The following is a 13,570-nucleotide window of genomic DNA, read 5'->3' on the forward strand; positions in this document are numbered from 1 at the left end:
GGGTCGTGACAAAGCCCAGGCCTGCGGCGTCCTGCCACTGCGACCATCGTCTGCGCTGACGAACCCCAGACTGCGTGCCAGACTGATTGATCGAGACCGCGTTTCCTTTTTTGCTCCGGAGTTTGCATGTCGTTGTCCAGTGGGCTGATCGCCGTGGTCGCCCTGGCCTATATGGCCATCATGTTCGCCATCGCCTTCTATGGCGACCGTCGCAGCACGCCATTGCCGCCACGCCTGCGCGCCTGGGTGTACAGCCTGTCGCTGGCGGTGTACTGCACAAGCTGGACCTTCTTCGGCGCGGTCGGCCAGGCTGCCGAACAGCTCTGGGCGTTCCTGCCCATCTATCTGGGGCCTGTGCTGCTGCTGGTCTTCGCGCCCTGGGTGGTGCAGAAGATGGTGCTGATCAGCAAGCAAGAGAACATTACCTCGATTGCCGACTTCATCGCTGCACGTTACGGCAAGTCGCAGTCGCTGGCGGTGGTGGTGGCGCTGATCTGCCTGGTCGGCGTGCTGCCTTACATCGCCTTGCAGCTCAAGGGCATCGTGCTCGGTGTCAATCTGCTGATCGGTGCCAACGCCGACGCCACTGGCCCCCGAGTGCAGGACACCGCACTGGTGATTTCGCTGGTGCTGGCATTGTTCGCCATCGTCTTCGGCACGCGCAGCCTTGACGTCACCGAACACCACCGGGGGATGGTCCTGGCGATTGCCTTCGAATCTCTGGTCAAGCTGCTGGCCTTCCTCGCCGTTGGCGCGTTCGTCGTGTTCAATCTGTACGACGGCTTCGATGATCTGTTCACTCAGGCGCGACAGTCGGTGCATCTGGAAACCTACTGGCAGGAAACCGTCAACTGGCCTTCGATGGTGGTGCAGACTGCCGTGGCGATGATGGCCATCATCTGCCTACCCCGCCAGTTCCATGTCACTGTGGTGGAAAACATCGAGCCCCAGGACATGCGCATGGCCCGCTGGGTGTTCCCCCTGTACCTAGCCCTGGCCGCGCTGTTCGTGGTACCGATCGCCCTGGCCGGGCAGATGTTGCTGCCAGGCACGGTGATCTCCGACTCCTTCGTCATCAGCCTGCCCTTGGCCGAGGCCCACCCGAGCCTGGCATTGCTGGCGTTCATCGGCGGTGCATCGGCCGCCACCGGCATGGTCATCGTCGAGGCGGTGGCCTTGTCGACCATGGTATCCAACGACATGCTGTTGCCGTGGCTGCTGCGTCGCAAGAACGCCGAACGGCCGTTCGAGGCGTTCCGCCACTGGATGCTCTCGGTGCGCCGAGTGACCATCGTCGCCATTCTCCTGCTGGCCTATGTCAGCTACCGTCTGCTGGGTTCCACCGCGAGCCTGGCGACCATCGGCCAGATCGCCTTCGCCGCCGTAACCCAATTGACGCCAGCCATGCTGGGGGCGCTGTATTGGAAGCAGGCCAACCGCCGCGGCGTATTCGCAGGCCTCGCGGCCGGGATATTCCTATGGTTCTACACCTTGGTGCTGCCGATCGCCGCCCACAGCCTGGGATGGTCGCTGCAACTGTTCCCCGGCCTTGCCTGGCTGCACGGCAACCCGCTGAAACTGCCGATCACCCCACTGACCCAGGGTGTGGTGCTGTCCCTGGCGGGTAATTTCATCCTGTTCGCCTGGGTCTCGATCCTGTCGCGCACACGCGTCTCGGAGCACTGGCAGGCAGGCCGCTTCATCGGTCAACAGAGCAGCGCCAGGCCCAGCAACCGGTCGCTGCTGGCGGTACAGATCGACGATCTGCTCAAGCTGGCTGCGCGCTTTGTGGGCGAAGAGCGGGCGCGACAGAGCTTCATTCGTTTCGCCTATCGCCAGGGCAAGGGCTTCAACCCCAACCAGAACGCCGACGGCGACTGGATCGAGCACACCGAGCGGCTGTTGGCGGGTGTGCTTGGCACCTCTTCGACCCGCGCAGTGGTCAAGGCGGCCATCGAAGGCCGCGAGATGCAGCTTGAAGACGTGGTGCGCATCGCCGACGAAGCCAGCGAGGTGCTGCAGTTCAACCGCGCCCTGCTGCAAGGCGCCATCGAGAACATCAACCAGGGCATCAGCGTGGTGGACCAGAACCTGCACTTGGTGGCCTGGAACCGCCGCTACCTGGAGTTGTTCAACTACCCCGACGGGCTGATCAGCGTGGGACGGCCAATCGCCGACATCATCCGCTACAACGCCGAACGCGGCCTGTGCGGCCCTGGCGAGGCGCAGGTGCATGTCGCACGCCGTCTGCACTGGATGCGCCAGGGCCGAGCACACACCTCCGAGCGGTTGTTCCCCAATGGCCGGGTCATCGAGTTGATCGGCAACCCCATGCCAGGCGGGGGCTTTGTCATGAGCTTCACCGACATCACGCCCTTCCGCGAAGCCGAACAGGCGCTCAAGGATGCCAACGAAAGCCTGGAGCAACGGGTAGCCGAACGGACCCAAGAACTCTCCCAGCTCAACCAGGCGTTAACGGAAGCCAAGAGCCGTGCCGAAGCGGTCAGTCAGTCCAAGACCCGCTTCCTGGCCGCGGTCAGCCATGACCTGATGCAGCCGCTCAATGCTGCGCGGCTGTTCTCCGCCGCCCTGTCGCAACAGGCTGAAGGCATGAACGAAGAGGCCCGGCAACTGGTGCAGCACATGGACAGCTCTCTGCGCTCGGCGGAGGAACTGATCAGCGACCTTCTGGACATCTCACGGCTGGAAAACGGCAAGATCACGCCCGATCCCAAGCCGTTCGCCCTCAACGAACTGTTCGATACCCTGGGTACCGAATTCAAGGTGCTGGCGGCGGAGAAGGGGTTGGAGTTCCGCCTGCGGGGCAGCCGGCTGCGGGTCGAGAGCGACATGAAACTACTGCGACGGGTCTTGCAGAACTTCCTGACCAACGCCCTACGATACGGCAAGAGTCCGCTGCTGCTCGGCGTGCGCCGCCAGGGCGAGCGCCTGTGGCTGGAGGTCTGGGATCGAGGCCCGGGTATCGCCGACGACAAGTTGCAGGTGATCTTTCAAGAATTCAAGCGCCTGGACAGCCACCAGACCCGCGCTGAAAAAGGCCTGGGCCTGGGCCTGGCAATCGCCGATGGCCTGTGCCGGGTCCTGGGGCATCCACTGCAAGTGCGCTCCTGGCCAGGCAAGGGCAGTGTCTTCAGGGTCAGCGTGCCGATCGCCCGGGCCCCGGCGCCCGAGACCCGCGCGCCCGTGGAACAGGTCAGCCAGCCCCTGGCCGGCTTGCAGGTGCTGTGCGTGGACAACGAAGACAGCATTCTCCTGGGCATGAACAGCCTGCTCAGCCGCTGGGGCTGCCAGGTCTGGACAGCGCGCAACCGCGAGGAATGCGAAGCGTTGCTGGCCCAAGGCATGCGCCCGCACCTGGCGCTGGTGGATTTCCACTTGGACGATGGCGAGACCGGTACCGAGCTGATGGCCTGGCTACGCACCCGCCTGGGCGAGCCGGTGCCTGGCGTGGTGATCAGCGCGGACGGGCGCAACGAAACCATCGCCATGGTGCACGCCGCCGGCCTCGATTACCTGGCCAAACCAGTCAAGCCGGCGGCCTTGCGCGCCTTGCTCAATCGCCATCTGAGCCTGGTTCAGTAAGCGCTTCGCCAGCCGGCACGCCCTCGGCAAGCGCCCGCTCGAGCAATTCGCCCGGCAGACTTTTGCTGGCCCGGGCGCCAAGCAGCTTGAGTTGCTCGCTGCGGCTGACCAGGTTGCCGCGACCTTCGCACAGTTTGTTGCGCGCAGCGGCATAGGCCTTGTCCACCTGCTGCAGGCGACTGCCCAGCTCGTCCAGGTCCTGGATGAACAAGACGAACTTGTCGTACAGCCACCCGGCTCGCTCGGCGATTTCCCGCGCATTCTGGCTCTGGCGCTCCTGCTTCCACAGGCTGTCTATGACCCGCAAAGTCGCCAGCAAGGTGGTCGGGCTGACAATCACGATCTGCCGATCGAAGGCTTCCTGGAACAGGTTGGGCTCGGCCTGCAAGGCTGCCGAGAACGCCGCTTCTATGGGCACGAACAGCAGGACGAAATCCAGGCTGTGCAAACCGTCCAAACGATTGTAATCCTTGCTCGATAGCCCTTTGACATGACTGCGCAGGGATTGAACGTGCTGCTTGAGGGCAGCCTGGGCGCGTTCGGCATCGGTGTCAGCCACAAACTGTTGGTAGGCCGTGAGGCTGACTTTGGCATCGACCACGACCTGTTTGTTGCCTGGCAGCATGATCAGCACGTCGGGCTGGTAACGCTCCCCGTCGGCACTCTTGAGGCTGACCTGGGTTTGGTACTCCCGCCCCTTCTCCAGCCCCGCATGCTCCAGCACCCGCTCGAGAATCAGCTCCCCCCAGTTGCCCTGGGTCTTCTGGCCCTTCAAGGCTTGAGTCAGGTTCGTGGCTTCATCCGACAGGCGCAAGTTGAGCTGCTGTAGGCGCTCGAGCTCCTTGCCCAGGGAAAAGCGCTCGCGCGCCTCTTGCTGGTAGCTTTCCTCAACGCGCTTCTCAAACGCCTGGATGCGTTCCTTGAGTGGGTCGAGCAATTGGCCCAGGTGCTGCTGGCTGGTCTGGGTGAAACGTTGTTCACGCTCATCGAAGATTTTGGTAGCCATCTCGGCGAACTGGGCACGCAAGGTATCGCGCGCCTCCTGCAGGTCTTCGAGACGCTGTTGGTGGCTTTCCTGCTGTTCCCGCAGCTCTGCCTCCAGGCGTGCGGCCTGGGCCTCCAGGCGACGCTGCTCGGCTTCACGATTGGCCCGCTCGAGCTGCCAGGCGTGGGCGGCATCACGGGCGTTGTCGCGATCGATCTGCAATAACTCGAGTTCTCGGGCCTGGGCCGCCAAGGTGGTCTGCTTGACCACGTTCGCCTCGCTCAAGTCGCTGATCTCATCACGGCAAGCCTCCAGTTGCGCTTGCAGACCTTCGTGGGCAAGTTGGGCGCTGGATAGGCGCTCTTGCACCAACGCCAGTTCCGATTGCCTGGCCGACAGTTGTCGCTGCAACTGCAATGCCCAACCCAGGCAAGGGACGGCTGCGGCGACGAGGCCCAGCAGGATACTGGCAAGATCCACTGCCATAGCGACTCCAATCGATGTTCGACAATGCCGTGAGCTTACCAGTTGATGCTTTGGGTGGCTTTACCGCTCCTGCCACAAGGGTAAAGCCTGCTCCATCGCGGGCGTAGCATGACTCTCCTGCGATAGGCACTCAAACCGGAAGCAGCTGTCGGAGCAACCGCCGCGCCTCTTGCGACCCCTGCCCTGCCGCCAACTCCAACCAATAACGGGCCTGCTCCGGCTCGCTGGCCTGACATAGGCGACCATATTCGAGTTGCGCACGACGATCGCCCGCGCGCGCAGCCTGGCGCAACAGGTCATGACCGATGCGCCGGTCGCGGGCATTGCCGCACTCCCGGCAAAGCATCTGCCCCAGGCGGCTCTGGGCCACTACCACGCCCTGGCGCGCGGGTTGCTTCAACAGGCGGCCGGCCAGGTGCTTGACGTGCGTCTTGTCCCCCAGGCGTGGACTGTCGAGCAGCCACAGGGCGACTTTCAAGGAAAAGCGCTTGGAATAAGGCTCTGACGAAGAGACAGGGGGACTGGCGAGGTGTTTACCGCGAAACTTCATGACCAACAGCGAAGGCAACTCGAGAGGCGCGCCACTGTACTCTTTTTTTATTCGGATGACCCGGTGCTTTTGAGGCGAAGTAAAAAAAATTTCTACGATCTTTTCTTGACGTTTTTTGAAGCCATGGTAGCACTACTGGGCTGCCTCATGATTGTCGGACAATTCGAAAAACAGCTGGCACGCCCGTCCTAGAGCAAGCGCTCGGGACAATCCACAGAAGCTGTGGATAACTCGGTGGACAACCCCCCCGACGTGGCCGCAAAGCCCCATGAAATGGGGCTTTTGGTCAAACTGTCGATTTTTTCACCAGCAAAAATTAGTGTTTTTTTTCATTGACTTAAGCGCACAGTCAAGTCATTGGCGAGGCTCCCGTAGGCTGTTGCCAAGTTGTTACAAGTCGTTGTCAGTGTGTGCACAAGTGAGCGATTTACAGCCATTTGGATGCCACCGGTGTAGGCATCGTCCCCACGGCCGGTCTGCGCCCCACTTCACAGTCAGTCAATTAAACGCCATACTGCTCGGCTCGCCTGGTAAAACACGAAATCGCTTGCCAGGTACAGATGTTTAGGGTAGGGTGCTCACCGTTAGTACCCAGCTGAAAGTCAATTCTGGCCAACAGTGTCCTTGCAGTGCCTCGCTCGACCCAACGAGTAGCCATTGCTGAAACCAGGACCGGCCCTTTCGATGATTCCCAGGCAGCCCCGCTGCTCCATCACGAATCACGTAACAGATTGATCGGGATTTTTCACCCAGAGGCCTCGAACCTTGGCCCTGGCGTGCCTTGCCCGCCTTCTGATGTACCTACCAGTCAGCCCAGCGCCCACATTTGCTTGCGCCTCCTCTGGCTGCCCTGTTCCAGTCAGGTTCTTCGTCCCTTAATAAAGGCGTCACTGGAACGTTTCTAAGATGCACGGATCGAACCCCGTGTTAAATGCAGGAACATCCAAACAATATGAATACTCATCATCAGATCCAATCCGCCATCGGCACCCTGTCCCAGGCCTTCGCCCCCTTGAAGTGCCTCATCGTCGCACCTCGCAAGGGCAGCTTCAGTTTCACTCTGGTCGACGAGCATGGCGTCGCATGCCATACCGAACGCCTGTACCCTGAGCAGTACAACCGCAGCGCGCCGCTGCAGGCCATCATCGAGCGCACTCGCCAGTCGTTGGCCGCGTGAACGACATATACCCATGTATTCACACGCTCGGTAACCCCTTCGCTTGCCAGCCTGATCGTTCTTGGCGTAATTGCTACAAGGCATATACGCCGAGGCGTCCGGCAGCAATCGATTTAAAAACAGCCCTTTACACCACGATTATCACACTACACTTCAACTCGAGCGGTGCGAGCCGCTTCCGGCGGGCCTGATCAATTCACCAGCTGCCAAGCTCCAGCGCCCGTCGGCCCTTAACTGATCGAGGGCATCATGGGCATCGCAGCGAAAGAGTTGTGTCAGTATGTGATCCGACCGACCCTGATCTACCTGGATCGTCATTGCGAAAGCGCCGAAGCCTTGCTGCTGGGCGTGGCCGCTAGCCAGTCGGCACTCGGCTCGGCATTGCACGACAGGCGTGGTCACGGCCTCTACCGAATCGGCGAAACTCGACATCAGGCCCTCTGGGACGACTACCTGGCACGCGATCCGGATCTGGCGAGCCTGGTCCGCGGCCTGGCCAGCCAGCATGCATTCCTTCGCGGTCCTCATCTAGAACTTGCAGTCAACCTGCGTTATTCCACCGCAATCGCCTGGATGCTCATCGAAGAGCAGGCCCCTCGATTGCCAGCTGCCGATGACCTGTTGGGACTGGCGCGCATCTGGCGCCAAATCTTCCACCCCCAAGGGCGCCTGCGCGATTTCACCCACGCTTGGCATCTTTGTGTGAACCCCATTCTTTCGGAAGCATCTTAAGAGGTGCCTTACAAATTAACCGGAAAAAAGGGAATTTTGGTCGGATTGTCCTACAAAACTACACGAACTGCTGCGATTGAGCCTATAGCGCAGCACGTAAATTGTTGGTAGCTTTTCGCCCCGGAGAACCCAAGGAGTTTCACAATAATGAAAAAAGCAATGCTCAAAACCTCCCTCGGTGTAGCTGTCGCCCTCGCATCCAGCCAACTGTTCGCAGCAGGTTTCGCCCTCAACGAACAAAGCGTCAGCGGTATGGGGACAGGTTTCGCAGGGCGTTCGTCTTCTGCCGAAGATGCCAGCACTGTCTATGGCAACCCTGCCGGCATGTCGCGCCTGAAGCGTGAACAAGTTACCGTCGGCGGTGCTGCCGTCATCGCCAAGACCGATATCTCGGGTCGCGGAAGTAACTACGGGGGTGAGACTGACGGTGACATGGTGCCAACCGTCGGCGTACCAATGGGTTACTACGTCAAGCCGATCGATGACCACTGGAGCGTAGGCTTCGGTGTGTATGTACCCTTCGGCCTGATCACCGACTACGGTGGAGATGATGCCGCACGTTACTGGGGCAAGAAGAGCAAAGTCGAGGTCGTAACATTCCAGCCGACCGTCAGCTATGCATTCAACGACAAGGTGTCGATTGGCTTTGGCCCGACCATCAACCGCATCAAGGGTGAACTGGGTTCGAACCTCAGCAGCCAGGCCTTTGCTGGCCCGGGCTCTCGCGATGGCGAAGTCAAGATCAAGGGCGACGATACCGCCGTGGGCTACAACATCGGTGTACTGGTACAGGCCACTGATCGCACCCGCCTGGGCCTGACCTACCATTCGATGGTCGACTACAAGCTCGAAGGCAACACCCGCGTTTCATACCCTCTGCCCATCGGCCTGAGCGGCAAGTTCGACGCCAGTCTGAAGATCAAGACCCCTGAGTCGGTAGATTTCTCGATTACTCACGAACTGGATGACAACTGGACGCTGTATGCCGGTAGCACCTGGACTCGTTGGAGCCGTCTGGAAAACATTACCGTCGAGAACGAGGCTCCCGCAGGCTATCCGCTCAAGACCATCACCGAAGAGCAGAACTGGCACGACACCTGGGCCCACGCCATTGGCGCAGCCTACAAGGTGAACAAGGAGTGGACCCTGCGCGCAGGCTTCTCCGTCGACCAGTCGCCAACCAACAACCACGACCGTTCGCCACGTATCCCGACTGGCGATCGCAAGGCGGTCAGCTTCGGTGCTGGCTGGAGCCCGAACGACGACATGACCATCGACGTGGCTTACTCCTACCTGTGGGAAGAAGACACCAAGGTCAACAATCGTCCGGACTCCCTGCAGGAAGGCGCTTTGAAGGGCAGCTACCAGGCCAAGTACGAAAACAGCGCTCACGGCATCGGTGCATCCCTCACCTACCGCTTCTGAGTTGCACCCGCTACATGAAGAAACCGCCCTCGTGGCGGTTTTTTCATGCCTGTACCAACCAAGGCTCGGCCAACGTGGGATCAACGACCCCACGCGCACTGAACATCATGGCTGGGAAGCGATGGCTTTTTCGATCGCTGCCTGGAAGGCGGGGTCGTCAGGCTTGGTCAGGCTGGAGAAGTTGGCGATCACCTTGCCCTGGCGATCGATCACGTATTTGTAGAAATTCCATTTCGGCGCACTGCTCTGACGCGCCAACTCAACGAACAAGGGCACCGCATCCTTGCCACGCACAGCCTGGGCCTTGGTCATGGTGAAGGTCACGCCATAGTTGGCGTAGCACACCTTGGCGGTCTTCTCACTGTCGGCATCTTCCTGCTTGAAGTCGTTCGAAGGCACGCCGAGCATTTCCAGGCCCTTTTCGTGGTAAGCCTTGTAGGTCGATTCCAAGCCCTCGAACTGCGGGGCAAAACCGCAATAGCTGGCGGTATTGACCACCACCAGCGGTTTGCCGGCAAAGCGCTCGCACAAATCGATCTGCTCCTTGCCACGCAGTTCGGGCAGGCTACCTTGCAGCAAGGCGGGGCAATCGGCCGCCCAACTGGACGAAGCGGCGGCAAGAACCAGTAACGAAAGGGTAAACCTGCGTAAAGACATCGTACGGCACTCCTGCAAGATGAAAATCCGTTACCTGCAGGGTAGCGCCTAACAAACACCCATGCCCAACTGCATCAACGCCAGACCACCCTCATGCCAGCCCCACCACGCCAGCGCCAGCAGCACGAGCGCGCCCGCTGCCAGCAACCCACGCGTCAGGGAGCGGTTCATGCCGGCTGGGCCTGCAGGCGTGCCACAGGACGCTCGCGCACGGGCCAGTTCAAGGCAGCGGCCAACACGCTCAACAGAATCGAGATCTGCCAGACCAGCTCGTAGCTGCCGGTACGGTCGTACACCACGCCGCCCAGCCAACCACCGAGGAAGGCGCCCAACTGATGGAACAGGAAGACGATGCCACCGAGCATGGACAGGTTACGTACACCGAACACAGTGGCCACGGTGCCATTGGTCAGCGGGACCGTGGACAACCACAAAAGCCCCATGGCGATGCCAAACAGATAAGCACTGACCTGAGTCACCGGCGCCCACAGGAACAACACGATCACCACCGCCCGCAACAGGTACAAGCCCGTGAGCAAACGCGGTTTGGACATGCGCCCGCCCAACCAACCGGCGGTGTAGGTGCCGACGATATTGAACAGCCCGACCAACGCCAGCACGGTGGTGCCGGTGGTCGCCGGCAGATGCTGGTCCACCAGGTAGGCCGGCAGATGTACGCCGATGAACACCACTTGGAAACCGCAGACGAAAAAGCCCAGCGCCAGCAACCAGAACCCTGAATGCGAACACGCCTCGCGCAGCGCCTGGCCGAGTGTCTGCTCGGTACCGTGATTCGGAAGTGGTCGATCACGCAACAGGCCCACGAACGGCACGATCAAGGCCACCAGCAAGCCCAGTACCAGCAAGGCCGCCGACCAACCCAACCACTGGATCAGGCCGAGCGTCCCCGGCAGCATGGCAAATTGGCCGAATGAGCCGGCGGCACTGGCGATACCCATGGCCAAGCTGCGTTTTTCCGCCGGGACCGCGCGTCCCACAACACCGAGAATGACCGAGAAGGATGTGCCAGACAGCCCAATGCCGATCAGCAGACCGGCGCTGAGCGAGAGCGACCAAGCCGAGTCGGCCATGCCCATCAATACCAGCCCAACGGTGTAGAGAATCCCGCCGATGATCACGACCCGCGCGGCGCCCAAGCGGTCAGCCAAGGCTCCGGCAAACGGCTGGGCCAGACCCCAGATAAGGTTCTGCAGGGCGATGGCAAAGGCGAACACTTCCCTCCCCCAGCCGAACTCGGCACTCAAGGGCGCCAGGAACAGGCCAAAGCCATGCCGCACCCCCAGGGACAACGCCAGAATCAGCGCCGCCCCCAACAATACCCACCCGCTGGTTCGCCATACCGAGGTCATCGTCGTTCTCTCCAGCACATCGCAAGGTTCATGCGGGTATATACCCACTTTTAGTTGTAAAACATCAGGCCAGGCGTTCCAGCAGCCCAATCAGCACGTCCCGCTGCCCTTCGCCCAATCGCTCGATCAATTTCCGCTGAGCCTGTTCCCATGCGGGATGCGCAGCGCGCAATAACGCTTCGCCAGCCGCACTCAGGAGCACCAGGCGATTGCGCTGGTCGTCGCCATCGGACAGTTTCACCAGCCCTTCAGCCTCCAGTACGCGCAAGTTGCGCCCTAGGGTGCTGCGATCCAGGCCCATGGCTTCGGCCAAGGTGGTGATGCTTGGCCGATCGAGCCGCTGCAGGTGACGTAGCAGGGAAAACTGCGCGACATTGACCCCGAAGCCGGCAAGGGCTTCGTCGTAGTGCCGGCTCACTCCACGGGCGGCTCGGCGAAGATGGGTACAGATGCATTCACTGGTCAGCATGAATGCGTGTATATACCCGCAACCGAAATGTTGCAATAAATTTCAAAGCTGATGTTATGGCGCCAACCGCCGGCGAATCGGCTCGAACTCAGCCGTAGCCTGGCGCGCCAGCGGATCAGGCTCACCCTTTTCGATCGCCTGCCAGTAGCGCCAGGGCACCTTGGCCGCGCCCAGTTCGTAGTCCATGCCGTCCCAGTTGTCTTCCCGGAAGCTGTAGAAGGCCCAGTGCAGTTGCTGCTTGTCCAAGACAGTGAGGACATCCTCGAGGTATTGCTTGCACCCGGCCAGTCGGCGCATGCAGCCGAACTCCCCCACCACCAGACGAGAGCGGGGAACCCCCACCGCATCCGCCCAATCCAGCGGCTTTTGAAGATAAGCCGCTACCCGTTCACCATCCCATCGTTCACGCTTGCCGCCGAAGGGTGCCGGCCCCGGATAGGGAATCGGCTGCTTGCGCGCCATATTCGGCGCACTGGTAGCCGAATAGGGCTCGTACATATGCACGCTGTAGAGCACTCGCCGATCTGGCAACGCCGTCGGCCAATAGCCGAAGGCATCGGCTGCTGCGTACCAGCCGGCATCGACCATGATCGGGGTGGTCGCATCCACCTCACGAATTGCCGCGACCAGCTCGCGATACAAGGCCGGCAAATCACGCGGGCCGCCCTGCTCACCGGCGTACCACTGCTGCATACGTTGCAGCTCGGCATGCTCGGCCAGGCCGCCATGGCGCTCTGGCGCCGGCTCGTTGATCAAGTTGTAGGCCGCCACGGCGGGGTGATCTTTCAGTTCTTGGGCAAGGTCATGCCAAAAGGTTGCCGCCTGGGTCCAGTAGCGTTTGTCCCGCCAGAGCCGGTCGTCGAACTGGCCTTGGTTGTTTTGTGACCAGCGCATGCCCGGCAACGAAAGCGGGGCGATCACAACCTTCAGTCCCGCGGCGTGGGCGTTGTCCAGCACGGACTTCAACTGCGCCAGGTCTTGGGGCGAAAGCCCCTTGTAGGCGTCAGCATCGCCGAGCAGGAAATCACGCCCCTGAGGCTTCCACTTGTCGTAAGACAACCGTACCCAAGTGGCGCCGTAGCCACTCAATGCCTGGAAGTAGGATCGATCGGGAGGCAAACGGTTGAAACTGTTGCCGCCATGGCGGGGGCTGTTCCAGAAATCGATGAGGTCTGCAGCGTTGGCCGGCAGGCTTGCCAGCGCCAAGAGGCTGGCGAACATCCAGTGGCGCATGCGAGGGCTCCCTGATGCATGGGTCGGCCCGTGAGCATACGCCCGCCTCGCCAGGGAAACCGTTCAGCAACATTGCGGGAAGTTGCATGGTGTCGTTGTGTCAGGCCTTTGCACGCGAAAAGTCCAGCTTTGACAACAGAGACCTCAATGCCCAGACAACGCCAGCCCCAATACCACCGTCAGCTCCAATAGCTCCAACAGGGCTCCGGCGGTGTCCCCTGTTGTCCCGCCCAGGCGCCGGCACATCAGGTGACGAATCCAGAAAAAGACCACGACCGACACCAGCAGCACCCAAAGTACCGTCAAGCCACCGAGCAGCACGCAGACCAGCGCACTGCCAACCAGCGTCCAACCCGCCGCCTGTCTGGGCAGGTGATCGGCCAGCGCTTGTCCAAGCCCTCCCGGGCGCACATAAGGGGTGCCCATGAACAGCCCCAGCAAGGCAGCGCGCCCGACCACCGGGCCCAATACCAGCCAGGCACCTGCGTCGCGCTCCACCAGCACCCAGAGAGCGCAGAACTTGAGCAACAGCACCAACGCCACAGTAACGACAGCAATCGGTCCGCTGCGTGGGTCCTTCATGATCTGCAAGGTGCGCTCGCGATCACCAAAGCCCCCCAGCCACGCGTCGGCGGTGTCGGCCAGGCCATCCAGGTGCAGCGCACCACTGAGCAGCACCCACAGTGTGAGCAGCAAGGCCGCGTGCAAGGGCGCGGCGACACCTGCGAGCCACTGACTGGCCAACCACAGCAGCAGGCCGAACAGCAGACCGATCACCGGGTAAAACAATAACGAACGGCCCATCTGCCGAGGCTCCGGCATCCCCGGCAAGCGCACCGGCAAACTGCTGAGAAACTGCAGGGCGATCCAGAACGGCAGCACT

The 13,570-nt window shown here is 61.3% G+C and carries 12 protein-coding genes; 4 read left to right on the forward strand and 8 right to left on the reverse strand.

Annotated features, from left to right (window positions below):
• The first annotated feature begins 126 nt into the window (after window positions 1–126).
• A complete protein-coding gene (locus DQ397_RS06410) occupies window positions 127–3,603 on the forward strand; it encodes a PAS domain-containing hybrid sensor histidine kinase/response regulator (protein WP_043215555.1) in 3,477 nt (1,158 codons plus the stop codon).
• Here DQ397_RS06410 and rmuC read toward each other — a convergent pair.
• Window positions 3,575–4,960, reverse strand: coding sequence for a DNA recombination protein RmuC (rmuC, locus tag DQ397_RS06415; RefSeq protein WP_178113779.1), 1,386 nt, complete (start codon window positions 4,958–4,960; stop codon window positions 3,575–3,577). The two genes, DQ397_RS06410 and rmuC, sit on opposite strands and share 29 nt — an antisense overlap.
• A gap of 244 nt (window positions 4,961–5,204) precedes the next feature.
• Entirely contained in the window at window positions 5,205–5,624 is a 420-nt protein-coding gene (locus DQ397_RS06420) for a tetratricopeptide repeat protein (RefSeq protein WP_043215564.1), read from the reverse strand.
• A gap of 952 nt (window positions 5,625–6,576) precedes the next feature.
• Here DQ397_RS06420 and DQ397_RS06425 point away from each other — a divergent pair.
• From DQ397_RS06425 to DQ397_RS06435, 3 genes are all read left to right on the forward strand, one after another.
• Window positions 6,577–6,801, forward strand: a complete 225-nt coding sequence (locus DQ397_RS06425; protein ID WP_043215552.1) for a hypothetical protein — start codon at window positions 6,577–6,579, stop codon at window positions 6,799–6,801.
• A gap of 249 nt (window positions 6,802–7,050) precedes the next feature.
• Window positions 7,051–7,533 carry a hypothetical protein gene (locus DQ397_RS06430; protein ID WP_070572996.1) on the forward strand — a complete coding sequence of 161 codons (483 nt, stop codon included), beginning with the start codon at window positions 7,051–7,053 and terminating at the stop codon, window positions 7,531–7,533.
• Window positions 7,534–7,680: 147 nt separating this feature from the next.
• Window positions 7,681–8,958 carry an OmpP1/FadL family transporter gene (locus DQ397_RS06435; protein WP_043215732.1) on the forward strand — a complete coding sequence of 426 codons (1,278 nt, stop codon included), beginning with the start codon at window positions 7,681–7,683 and terminating at the stop codon, window positions 8,956–8,958.
• A gap of 105 nt (window positions 8,959–9,063) precedes the next feature.
• Here DQ397_RS06435 and DQ397_RS06440 read toward each other — a convergent pair whose 3' ends face one another.
• The 6 genes from DQ397_RS06440 to DQ397_RS06460 form a co-directional block, all read right to left on the reverse strand.
• Window positions 9,064–9,615: a glutathione peroxidase gene (locus DQ397_RS06440; RefSeq protein ID WP_043215731.1), complete on the reverse strand. Its 552-nt coding sequence runs from the start codon at window positions 9,613–9,615 to the stop codon at window positions 9,064–9,066.
• A 48-nt stretch (window positions 9,616–9,663) separates the two neighbouring features.
• Window positions 9,664–9,786: a hypothetical protein gene (locus DQ397_RS24690; protein ID WP_256664366.1), complete on the reverse strand. Its 123-nt coding sequence runs from the start codon at window positions 9,784–9,786 to the stop codon at window positions 9,664–9,666.
• A complete protein-coding gene (locus DQ397_RS06445; RefSeq protein WP_043215730.1) occupies window positions 9,783–10,985 on the reverse strand; it encodes an MFS transporter in 1,203 nt (400 codons plus the stop codon). The genes DQ397_RS24690 and DQ397_RS06445 overlap by 4 nt, the downstream gene beginning before the upstream one ends.
• 64 nt (window positions 10,986–11,049) lie before the next feature.
• Window positions 11,050–11,454, reverse strand: a complete 405-nt coding sequence (locus tag DQ397_RS06450; RefSeq protein ID WP_043215729.1) for a MarR family winged helix-turn-helix transcriptional regulator — start codon at window positions 11,452–11,454, stop codon at window positions 11,050–11,052.
• 54 nt (window positions 11,455–11,508) lie between these two features.
• The gene (locus DQ397_RS06455; protein WP_080642167.1) at window positions 11,509–12,687 is read right to left on the reverse strand and encodes a glycoside hydrolase family 5 protein; all 1,179 of its coding nucleotides are present in this window, start codon (window positions 12,685–12,687) and stop codon (window positions 11,509–11,511) included.
• A gap of 144 nt (window positions 12,688–12,831) precedes the next feature.
• Complete coding sequence (locus DQ397_RS06460) at window positions 12,832–13,569, reverse strand: adenosylcobinamide-GDP ribazoletransferase (protein WP_043215727.1); 738 nt, start codon at window positions 13,567–13,569, stop codon at window positions 12,832–12,834.
• Between the last annotated feature and the right edge of the window lies 1 nt (window position 13,570).

The organism is Pseudomonas sp. CK-NBRI-02, from assembly GCF_008124495.1.
Taxonomy (GTDB): domain Bacteria; phylum Pseudomonadota; class Gammaproteobacteria; order Pseudomonadales; family Pseudomonadaceae; genus Aquipseudomonas; species Aquipseudomonas guariconensis.